A 10,635-nucleotide genomic window follows, 5' to 3' on the forward strand; every position below is an offset into this window, starting at 1 on the left:
GCCGCCGTCGCACGCCCGTTCGACGGTGGCGCGGTCCGTGGCCGACGTCGCCGACAAGCTGGCGCGGCACGAGGGGCTCGAGGACGAGCGGCGGACCGCCCAGATCAAGCGCTGGTCCGAGGAGGCCGCCGAGCAGTTCGTCGACGCGCCCGTGCAGACCTTCGTGCGGATCCTCGTCGAGCACATCGTCCGCAACCGGATGATGGAGTCCCGCAGACAAGCCGCGTCGCCGCTGCCGGCCAGCCAGCACTGACCGGTTGAGCGCGCCCGGTGGACGCCGCCCTGCTCGACCCCGACCCCGCGCTCCTGGACGCCGCGGCCGTCGTCGAACGACTGCGCACCGACCCGCAGGCGGGGTTGACCGCGGCGGAAGCCGGGCGCCGGCTCGTCGCGGTGGGCACCAACGACATCGCAACGGTTCCGCCGGCGCCGGCCTGGCGGAAGCTGCTGGCGCAGTTCCGCAGCCCGCTGATCTACCTGCTGCTGGCCGCGCTGATCGCCTCGCTGGCGGTGTGGGTCGTCGAGGGCGCCGACGGCTGGCCCGTCGACGCGGTGGTGATCGCGGTCATCCTGGTGCTCAACGCGCTCCTGGGTTACGCCCAGGAGTCGCGCGCCGAGCGCGCGGTCGGCGCGCTGGCGCGGATGGCCGCGACCTCGGCGACGGTGGTCCGCGACGGGGCGCCCCGCACCGTCCCGGCGAGCGAGGTGGTGCCCGGCGACGTGCTGCTGCTCGGCGAGGGCGACGCGGTGGCGGCCGATGCCAGGCTGCTCTCGGCGGCGGGCCTGGAGGTGTCCGAGGCCGCGCTGACCGGCCTCAGCGAACCCGTGCTCAAAGACGCCCGGACGCTGACGGAGTCGGCGGCGCTCGGCGACCGGGCCGACATGGTGTTCAAGGGCACCGCGGTCACCACGGGCGCCGGGCGGGCGGTGGTGACCGCCACCGGCATGGCGACCCAGACCGGGCAGATCGCCGGCCTGGTGCGCACCGTCGACCACGAGCCGACACCCCTGCAGCGGGAGGTGTCCCGGGCCAGCCGGCTGCTGGGGATCGCCGTGCTGGTGATCGCGGTCGTGGTCATCGCGACCATCGTCGGGGTCTTCGGCATCCACAGCGCCCACGACGCGGTGACGGCGGTGCTGCTGGGCGTCTCCCTGGCCGTCGCGGCCGTGCCCGAGGGCCTGCCGGCGATCATGTCGGTCGTGCTCGCCCTGGGCATGCGGCGGATGGCCGGCCAGAACGCCGTCGTCAAGGAGCTGTCCTCCGCCGAGACCCTGGGCTCGGCGTCGGTGGTGTGCTCGGGCAAGACGGGCACCCTGACGACCGGGGAGATGACGATCGTGCGCGTCGTCACCCCCCTCGGCGGGGTCACGGTCACCGGCGCCGGGCACCGGCCCGAGGGTCGCCTCGAGCGCGGCGGGGTCGCGCTGGACGAGGGCGGGGACCTGTGGCGCCAGGCCGCGCTGGTGCTCGCCGCCGGCGCCGCGTCCGCGGGTGACGCCGCCCTCGAGCTGCGGGACGGCCGGTGGACGGTGCGGGGTGACCCCGTCGGCGCGGCCTTCCTGGTGGCCCGCGCCAAGCTGGGCGACGGGCTGCCGCCGGACCCGGCCGGCGCGACGACGGGCGACCCCGACGAGGTGCTCGGCCGCTGCGCCGGCATGCGGGCCGGTGACGGGCTGGCCCCGCTCGACGCGTCGGCACGGGCCGCGATCCGCGCCGACGCGGAGCGGCTCGCGCTGGACGCCCTGCACGCCGTGGCGGTCGCCTACCGGCCCGACGGGGACCTGGTGTACCTGGGCATGGTGGGGATCACCGATCCGCCCCGGCCGGAGGCGGCGGCGGCGATCGCCGAGGCGCGCCGCGCCGGGGTCCGGGTCGTGATGATCACCGGCGACCACCCCCGGGTGGCGGCGCGCGTCGCCCGCCAGCTGGGCATCGAGGACGCCGAGTCGGCCGTGTCCGGCGCCGATCTCGCCGCCCTGGACGACGAGCAGCTCCGGGAAACGGTTCGCCGGCATTCGCAGTACACCCAGATCGACCCGGCGGGCAAACAGCGCATCATCGACGCGCTGCACGCCGACCACGAGATCGTCGCCGTGACCGGGGAGGGCATCAACGACGCGCCCGCGCTCAAGTCCGCCGACATCGGCATCGCCATGGGCCGCAGCGGCACCGAAGTCGCCAGGGAAGCGGCGAACATGATCCTCGCCGACGACAACTTCGCGACCATCGTCCAGGCCATCCGCGAGGGCCGCGGCATCTTCGCGAACATCAAGAAGTCACTGCGCTACCTGCTGTCCTCCAACATGGGCGAGATCTTCACCGTCTTCTTCGGCGTCGTGCTGGCCGGGGCGGTCGGGCTGTCGCAGGGCGACACGGTCGCGCTGCCGCTGCTGGCCACGCAGATCCTGTGGATCAACCTGCTGACCGACGGCGCGCCGGCGCTGGCGCTGGGCGTGGATCCGCAGACGGAAGAGGTCATGAGCCGGCCACCGCGCGCGGCGTCGGACCGCGTCATCGACGCGCGGATGTGGAACAACATCGTGGTGATCGGCGCCACCGTCGCGGCGGCCACGCTCGTCACGATCCACCTGTACGCGCCCGACGGTCCGTTGCCGTCGTCCGTGGACACCGCCCGCACCGCGGGCTTCACCGTGCTGGTGATCGCGCAGCTGATCAACACGATCAACGCCCGCTCGGAGACGCGGTCGGCTTTCCACCGGTTCTTCGCCAATCCGTGGTTGTGGGCGGCGATCGGGCTATCGGCGCTGCTGCAGGTGGCCGTCGTTCAGCTGCCCGTCCTCAACGCGGCCTTCACCACCACGCCGCTTTCGGTGAGCCAGTGGCTGGTGTGCATCGCCGTCGCCAGCACGGTCCTGTGGGTCAGCGAGATCCGCAAACTCATCCTGCGCCGCTGGGCCACCGACCAACGCGGCCACCAGTCGCGGCCTCAGGAATCGAAATCCGTATAGACGCCCAGCAGGTCGCGGGCCGAGACGATGCCGGCCAGCGCGCCGTCGCGCTCCACCAGCACGTGGCGGATGTAGCGGTCCATCATCCGGGCGGCGACCTGGTCGACCGAGGCGTCGGCGGCACACCACACCAGCTTGGTGCTGGCCAGTTCGACGACCGGGGTGGTGGCGAGGTTCCGCCCCGCCGCGACCGCCCGCACGATGTCGCGCTCGCTGACCAGTGCGGCCGGGCGCGGGTCGTCACCGATCGCGATGGCCCCCACGTCGCAGGTCACCATCGCCCGGGCGGCGTCGGCGATCGTGGCGTCGGCGGGGACGCGGGCCACCGGGTCGCCGGTGATGGTCGAGATCGGGAGCGAACCGGCGGAAGATGTCTCAGTCACGTCCCCATGCTCGCCAGCGGGCGGCGGCGCCTGCTAGTGACCTGAGTCCTCAATCCGCGTCCATCCGGCCCTAGCCGGCGCGAAAACGCCGGGCCAAGCTGAGGGCCATGGATGCTGCGGCACGCGGGAGGTTGACCCGCTGGCTGGAGCCGGCGCTGGCCGCGGCGACCGTCGTGGCGCTGGCGGCCGGCGGGATCGCCTGGCTGGCCGGCGCACGGCGGATCGCCGACGGTTGCTGGATCGCGGGCACGGTGGTCGCGGTGCTCCCCGCGCTGGTGTGGGTGCTGGCCGCGCTGCGCCGCGGCCGGTTCGGGGTCGATCTGATCGCGGTGCTGTCGCTGGTCGGCACGCTGCTGGTGGGCGAGTACCTCGCCGGCGCGCTGATCGCGGTGATGCTGGCCGGCGGGCGGGCCCTGGAGGCGGCGGCCGAGCGCCGGGCGTCCCACGACCTGCGGGCCCTGCTCGAACACGCGCCGCGGTTCGCCCGCCGCCGCGTCGGCTCGGCGGTGGACGTCGTCGCGCTGCAGGACGTGGCGGTCGACGATCTGCTGGTGGTCGGCCCGGGCGAGGTGGTGCCCGTCGACGGCCGGATCGCCGGTGCGGTCGCGGTGCTCGACGAATCGGTGCTGACCGGCGAACCGCTGCAGGTCGAGCGCGGCGACGGCGAACCCGTGCGCAGCGGGGTGGTCAACGCGGGCAGCGCCTTCGAGATGCGGGCCACGGCCACCGCCGCCGACAGCACCTATGCGCAGATCGTCCGCCTGGCCGCGGAGGCCGGGGCCGAGAACGCCCCGGTGGTGCGGCTGGCCGACCGGTACGCCGCGTGGTTCCTGCCGTTGACGCTGCTGGTGGCCGGGGCGGCCTGGCTGGCCAGCGGGTCGCCGGTGCGGGCGGTGGCGGTGCTGGTGGTCGCGACCCCGTGCCCGCTGCTGCTGGCGGCGCCGGTCGCGATCGTGTCCGGGCTGTCGCGGGCGTCGCGTCGCGGTGTGGTGATCCGCAGCGGGGGCGCCCTGGAAAACCTCGGGCACGCAACGACTTTGGTGATGGACAAGACCGGCACGCTGACCATGGGGCGCCCGGTCGTCATCGACGTGGCCGCCGCGCCCGGCCGCGACGCAGTCGACATCCTGCGGCTGGCGGCCTCGGTGGACCAGATGTCACCGCACGTGCTGGCGGAGGCGATCGTCACCGCGGCGCGGGCCCGCGACCTGGCGCTGTCGCTGCCCACCGACGTGGACGAGGAGCCCGGCCGGGGCGTCACCGCCACCCTGGACGGCCGGCGGGTGCACGTGGGCAAGCTCGCAGACGACACCGCGCACGCGGAATGGGCCCGCGCGGTGGTCAACCGCGCCCTGCTGGACGGCGCCGCGATCGCATGGGTGTGCGTCGACGGCCGGCCCACGGGCGCGGTGTTGCTGCGCGACCCGCTGCGCCGCCACGCACCGCGCACCGTGCGCCGGTTACGCGACGCGGGGCTGAACCGATTGGTCATGCTGACCGGAGACCGCGCCCAGCCCGCCCGCGAGGTCGCGGCCGTGCTGGGTCTGGACGAGGTGTACGCGGAACAGAGTCCGGCCGACAAGGTGGCCGCCGTGCGCGCCGAGAGGGACCGCGCGGTGACCGTGATGGTCGGCGACGGTGTCAACGACGCACCCGCGTTGGCCGCGGCCAGCGTCGGGGTGGCGATGGGCGCCCGCGGAGCCACCGCGTCCTCGGAGGCCGCCAGCATCGTGTTGACCACCGATCGACTGGAGCGGCTCGCCGATGCGATGGACATCGCCCGGTGGTCGCGGCGCATTGCGGTGCAGAGCGCGGTCGTCGGCATGGTCCTGTCGCTGGCCGCGATGGCCGTCGCGGCCGTCGGCTGGCTCCCCCCGGCCGTCGGTGCGCTGGTGCAGGAGGGGATCGACGTCGCCGTGATCCTCAACGCGCTGCGCGCCCTGCGCGGCAATCCCGGCATCGAGGTGGACCTGCCCGCGCCGACCGAGCAGCTGCTGCGGCGCTTCGACGCCGAACACGACGAGCTGCGCGACGCGGTGGATGTGTTGCGCGATGCCGCCGACCGGTTGGCCGCCGCGGCCGATCGCTCGGCCCTGGAGGCGATCGGCCGCGCGCACACCGTGCTCGTCGAGCGGATCATCCCGCACGAACGCGCCGAGGAGACGCAGCTCTATCCCGCCTTGGCCCACCCGCTGGGCACCAGCGAGGCGACCGCCCCGATGAGCCGCACCCACGCGGAAATCCAGCGACTCTCCGACCGGATCGGCGCCCACCTGGCCCTGGCCCAGGGCAGCGGGGCGATCGGCCCCGACCAGGTCGACGACCTGCTCGCGTGCCTGTACGGGCTGCATGCCCTGCTACGCCTGCACTTCTTGCAGGAGGAGGAAAGCTACTTCACGCTGGCCGAGGACGAACCCGCTCCACCACAGCCGAACAGCCGAAAAGCCTTGGTGGATAAGCTATCCCGCTGACGGCGGTCGTTTCATAACCGTACCTGGAAGCTCCGCGCCGATTTCGATGTCGTGGTAGTCCCGACCGTCGCCCCCACGACCACCCTTGCCGCCCACCGGCGGCCGCATCGGGGCCATCGGGATCCCGGGCGGCGGCGATGCCCCCGGGGGAAGCGCGGACACCGCCGAGGCGAGCTGCACCGGCGGCTGCGCGCCGGGCAACATCCCCACCACCGCGGGCGGCATGCTCAGCTTGCCCACCAACACGGAAGCACCCAGCGCGCCTCGAGGCGCCAGCGCCCCGGCGCCGAGGGCGCTCACCAACCTTGCCTCCGCCGACGACAACGCGGCCGTACCCTCCGCCAGGCCCTGACCGATGTCGCCACTGACGCCCTGAAGCGATTGCGCCGCACTGACTTGCGCCAGGTAGCTGAGCAGGTTCACCGGTATGCCGCCGGCGATGAACTGGTTTCCCCACGTGCTGAAATACCCGAACCAGCCCTTGTTGGGGTCGAAGGGGGTGACGCCGAGCGCGTCGATGACCGACCCCGTGTTGGTCGCGGCGGCCAGAGTGTTGGCTGCTGACACCGTCGTGGCCTGGGTGGTGACCCCCGACGGGTTGGCAACGGTCGGCGGTGACGAGAACTGAGACAGCTTGACGGCGTTCAGCGAGGTGGCGCCGTAGCGATACATCGCCGTCGAATTGTTCACCCACATGGCGTTGTACTCGGCCTCGGTTTCGGCGATGGCCGGCGCATTGATCCCGAAGAAGTTGGTGGCGAGCAGCATCGCCAATCGCGCCCGGTTGGCCGCGACGACCGACGGATGCACCACCGTCCAGTGCGTCAATTCGAAAGCGGCCGTGACGATTTCGACCGATGCGGCGATCTCCTGGCATTGCGCCGCGGTGGTGTGCAGCCACGTCAGGTAGGGCTGGAACGCCTGGACCATGGCCGTCGCGGACGGGCCCTGCCACGTCCCCGCCAGCGCCGCCAGCTCCGAGGAGTAGCCGGCCGCGGCCGCTTCGAGTTCGGCGCCGAGTTCCTGCCACGCCCCGGCGGCTTCGATCATCGACCACGCGCCGGGTCCGGAATGGATCAGCGCCGAAGTGATCTCGGGCGGCAGCAGCCCAAAATCGATCACGTCTCGCCCCACGCCAGATACGTTCCGCGGCAAGGCCTTTGCGCGGTTGAACTACCCGGTGGCGCGATTCGGCTTCCGGGGTTGTGAAACACCATTGTTGGCTCTCATCCCCCGCTGGGCGGTCGGTGTATCACCTTCTTCGGGAGTTCCGCCCCGTACTCAATCTCCTCGAACTTCTGCTGCTTGCGCTTGCGCCAACCGCTGCCCGCGGAGTTCGTCGACGGCGCCATCATCGGCATCACGGGCATCCCGGTAAGCCCGGCGTCGGCCGGCAGGGGCGACACCGACGATGCGAGTTGCACCGGCGTCGGTGTCGCCGGCAGCAGGCCCACCACCGCGGGCGGGGCGGTCAGCTTGCCCAGCGAAACTCCCACGCCCATCGCCGCGCCGGGCGCGCCACCCGGGGCGGCCGAGACCGCGCTGGCCAACCGGGTGATCGACGACGCCAGCGCCCCCTCGCCCTCCGAGAGGCCGAGGCCGATGTCGCTGCCCACGCCTTGCAGCGCCTGTGCCGACGTGTTCTGCGCCAGGTAGCTGAGCATGTTGATGGGGAACCCGGAGGAGATGAACTGGTTTCCCCAGGTGCTGAAATAGCTGAACCAACCGGCGTTCGGGTCGAACGGCGTGACGCCGAGCGAGTCGATGGCGTTCCCCGTTGAACCGGCCGTGCTAAGCAGCGAATTGGACACCGCGGCGTTCTGGTTGACCGCGGCCGTCGGGCTGCTGATGGTCAGCGGCGAATTGAATTGAGACAGCTGGCCCGTCGCTTGTGAGGAGGTGGCCTGGTACCTGGTCATGGCCGCCGAGTTGTTCGCCCACATGGTCTGGTATTCGTCTTGGGTCGCGGCGATCGCCGCGGTGTTCTGCCCGAAGCGGTTGGTGGCCAGCAGCTGCGCGAGCCGTGTCCGGTTGGCGGCCACCAACGCGGGTTGGACCACCGCCGCGCGGACGGCGGTGAAGGCCGCGGCGGCGGATTCCGCCGAGGCGGCCGTTTGCTGGGCCTGCTGGGCGGTCTCGCGCAGCCAGATGAGGTAGGGCTGGACGGCCTGGAGCATCGCCATCGAGGAGGGGCCGTTCCACGACTCGATCAATGACGACAGAGCGGAGGCATACACGGCGACCGAGTTCTCCAGCTCGACGGCCAAGTTCTGCCACGCGCCGGCGGCCTCGATCAGCGAACCCGCTCCGGGACCGGAGTGGATCAAGGTCGAGGTGACCTCGGGAGGCGCGAATACGTCCATCACATCTCACATTGTCTATGCCGAGTACGCGGCCGGAAATTTTCGTTTACCAGGTTGCTAAGAGACCGGAAACATTACGCGTTCCCCCCCAGGTTGCCGCCCAAATCCTTCCCCGTCGAGTCCCGGATGTGACGAACGATATACCCGTGGCATTAGGGCAGCCAAAGTATTAACGGGCGTGGGCGCCCAAAGGTTGCGGGCGGCGGCCGCTCTAGACGGTCACCGAGGCGCCGCGGGCCACCTCGACGACCCGATCCGCCAGGCCGCGGCGCTCCATCTCCCGGATGAAATCGGCCAGCGGCGAGGCGAACACCCCGTAGTCGTCGAAATGGACCGGGATGGTCTTGGGCAGGCCCAGCATCGCCACCAGTTCGGCGCCCTGACGGCCGTCCATGGTTACGGTCAGCCCGAACGGAAGCCGCGGACCGGCCGGCAGGCGGGTCCCGCCGAGGTGCAGCACCCCTGCGTCGATGGCGTCGAACCGGGCCGGGATCTCGTTGAGTTCCTCGACGAGCAAGGTGTCACCGGAGATGTAGAGCCGGCGCCGGGGCGCGCCGTCATCGGCGGCGAATTCCAGCATGGTGCCCATCACCGGCGGCAGCAGCCGCCGGGTCCATCCCGGGGCGTGCCGGCCCGGCAGCGACGTCATCGTCACGGAGGTGCCGTCCTTGGTGAGCGTGTGCCGCCCCCACGTCGGCAGGCCGCGCGCGTTGGCGAAGCCACGGTGCCGGAGCCGTTTGGCGGCGTCCGGGGTGGTGATGACGGGCAGGCTGTGGTCGAGGCCCTTCTGCGACACCCGGTCCCAGTGATCGCCGTGCATGTGGGAGAGCACGATGGCGTCGACCGGCGGGAGTTCGTCGATGCCCAACGCGGGTTCCCTGAGCCGCCTGGACACCAACCCGTAACCCAGGTACGCGTGTTGCCCTCGGTGCAGGAAGTTGGGATCGGTCAGCAGCGTGAACCCGCCCGCCGCGATCAAGGTGGTGGCGTTGCCGACGAACGTCACGGTGATGTCCATACCCGCGGGCTACCCGATCGCCGGGCGCTCACGCGGCCCGGGACCTACAGGCCGGGCAGGCAGATGGGGGCTCCGTAGCACGGCGGCGGGCCCAGCGGGCGGCGGGGAGCGTCGCCCTCCCAGACGAACTGGCCGACGTTGCCCATGCCGCCGACGGGGACCCAGTACCAGTGGTGGCACACGCCCATGTCCCAGCGGACGTCGGGCATGGGCAACGGCTGGCCCGGGCACCAGTCGTGCGGGACGGTGAAGTTGTCCAGGGGCACCGGGCGGTTGAATTCCGGCGCGAAGGCGCGGTCGGCCCGCGCCGCCCCCGCGGCCGGCCCGAGCCCGGCCAGCGCCATGCCGCCGGCCAGCAAAGCACCGGTGACGGCCTTCCTGATTTTCTGATCGTGCGACATCGCCTCGCGCCTTTCGTCGACGCCCTCAGTGGATTACACGATCCAGCAGACGACGAATGGTTCGCTACCGATCCCAAAATCCGGTGCGAAAGCGGTAGCGTCGGCAACCATGAAGCGCGGCATCGTCGGAGGACTGGGCGCCCTGCTGCTTGCGGCCGGGCTGATCGCCTCGGCGCCGCCGGCCGGCGCCGGCTGCCAGTACGGCGGACCCGTCCTCAGCAAGTGCGACGGACCCGTCCAGCCCGACGGCACCTGGCAGCGTTGCGTGGCTGTCGCCCGGTTGATCCCCAACGGCGCCAGTTCCTACCTCGTGCCGGACGGGCATTGCGACGTGGTGGGGCCCGACCATCCCCCTGCGGATTTCAGCTTCGCCGACCCACCGACGCACATCGACGGCTGAGTCACTGCCGAGGTGCCGCCCGCCTACGCCTTTTCTGCGCCGGCCAACCAGGCGGTGACGTCGTAAAAGTCGGGGCCGTCAGTAGCAGTGATCCTTCGGCACGAGACAAAACTCGACGTGCCACGGGCCAAGTCGTAGACGTATCGGTCGTCGTACTCCTCCGAACCCTTTCTGCGCTGGACCGCCACGGTCGCGCGGATCGGGGCATCCTTCAGCTCGTTGATCACGTGCCAGGAGAAAAAGCCGCCGCATGCGTTGTCCGGCCAGCTTTCCACCGAAGCCACGCGGCTGGTGCCGACAGGGTCGGCCGACGCGGCCACCGGCGCGCCGAAGACCGGAACGCAAACGGCCAGTAACGCAACACCTTCAGCGATGCATCTCACGATCGTGCCTTCTCCGACGAGGCACAAATTCTACCGCCGGAGCCGCTCGCAGCTCATCAAATCGGAGGGTCAGATTTGGAAACTAGAAGGGTGGCGGATCGTCGTCGTCGGTGGGTGGAGCGGGCCCGACGTAGCTGGTCCACTCGGCGCGCCCGGCGGTGCGGGCTTGGCGGTTGTGTCGGCGTTCGGTGGCGATGCGGGTGGCGCGGTCGTGGGCGCGGGTGCGGCGGCGCCGGGGCATCATGG

General features: G+C 71.6%; 10 protein-coding genes. 4 read left to right on the forward strand and 6 right to left on the reverse strand.

Going from position 1 to position 10,635, the window contains the following annotated elements; genetic code table 11:
* Window positions 1-37 precede the first annotated feature (37 nt).
* The gene (locus tag BST44_RS31565; RefSeq protein WP_369332978.1) at window positions 38-253 is read left to right on the forward strand and encodes a three-helix bundle dimerization domain-containing protein; all 216 of its coding nucleotides are present in this window, start codon (window positions 38-40) and stop codon (window positions 251-253) included.
* Window positions 254-270: 17 nt separating this feature from the next.
* Window positions 271-2,970 (forward strand): cation-translocating P-type ATPase, encoded by a 2,700-nt coding sequence (locus BST44_RS24455; RefSeq protein WP_083179578.1) that lies wholly within the window; start codon window positions 271-273, stop codon window positions 2,968-2,970.
* On the opposite strand, the gene BST44_RS24460 is transcribed toward BST44_RS24455, so the two are convergent.
* A complete protein-coding gene (locus tag BST44_RS24460; RefSeq protein WP_083179579.1) occupies window positions 2,949-3,353 on the reverse strand; it encodes a CBS domain-containing protein in 405 nt (134 codons plus the stop codon). The genes BST44_RS24455 and BST44_RS24460 overlap by 22 nt on opposite strands.
* A 107-nt stretch (window positions 3,354-3,460) precedes the next feature.
* Between BST44_RS24460 and BST44_RS24465 the strand changes: the two genes are divergently transcribed.
* Window positions 3,461-5,824 carry a heavy metal translocating P-type ATPase gene (locus BST44_RS24465; protein WP_083179580.1) on the forward strand — a complete coding sequence of 788 codons (2,364 nt, stop codon included), beginning with the start codon at window positions 3,461-3,463 and terminating at the stop codon, window positions 5,822-5,824.
* Here the strand turns inward: BST44_RS24465 and BST44_RS24470 are convergent.
* From BST44_RS24470 to BST44_RS24485, 4 genes are all read right to left on the reverse strand, one after another.
* Window positions 5,813-6,943, reverse strand: a complete 1,131-nt coding sequence (locus tag BST44_RS24470) for a PPE family protein (RefSeq protein ID WP_083179586.1) — start codon at window positions 6,941-6,943, stop codon at window positions 5,813-5,815. The two genes, BST44_RS24465 and BST44_RS24470, sit on opposite strands and share 12 nt — an antisense overlap.
* A gap of 107 nt (window positions 6,944-7,050) precedes the next feature.
* Window positions 7,051-8,187: a PPE family protein gene (locus tag BST44_RS24475; protein WP_083179581.1), complete on the reverse strand. Its 1,137-nt coding sequence runs from the start codon at window positions 8,185-8,187 to the stop codon at window positions 7,051-7,053.
* A 211-nt stretch (window positions 8,188-8,398) separates the two neighbouring features.
* Window positions 8,399-9,205 carry an MBL fold metallo-hydrolase gene (locus BST44_RS24480; RefSeq protein WP_083179582.1) on the reverse strand — a complete coding sequence of 269 codons (807 nt, stop codon included), beginning with the start codon at window positions 9,203-9,205 and terminating at the stop codon, window positions 8,399-8,401.
* A gap of 44 nt (window positions 9,206-9,249) precedes the next feature.
* Window positions 9,250-9,606 (reverse strand): hypothetical protein, encoded by a 357-nt coding sequence (locus tag BST44_RS24485; RefSeq protein ID WP_083179583.1) that lies wholly within the window; start codon window positions 9,604-9,606, stop codon window positions 9,250-9,252.
* A gap of 109 nt (window positions 9,607-9,715) precedes the next feature.
* Here BST44_RS24485 and BST44_RS24490 point away from each other — a divergent pair, with 109 nt between their 5' ends.
* Window positions 9,716-10,006 (forward strand): CDGP domain-containing protein, encoded by a 291-nt coding sequence (locus BST44_RS24490; RefSeq protein ID WP_083179584.1) that lies wholly within the window; start codon window positions 9,716-9,718, stop codon window positions 10,004-10,006.
* Window positions 10,007-10,029: 23 nt separating this feature from the next.
* On the opposite strand, the gene BST44_RS24495 is transcribed toward BST44_RS24490, so the two are convergent.
* Entirely contained in the window at window positions 10,030-10,389 is a 360-nt protein-coding gene (locus tag BST44_RS24495) for a hypothetical protein (protein ID WP_142274680.1), read from the reverse strand.
* Between the last annotated feature and the right edge of the window lie 246 nt (window positions 10,390-10,635).

This window comes from Mycobacterium scrofulaceum (assembly GCF_002086735.1).
In the GTDB taxonomy this organism is placed as follows: domain Bacteria; phylum Actinomycetota; class Actinomycetes; order Mycobacteriales; family Mycobacteriaceae; genus Mycobacterium; species Mycobacterium scrofulaceum.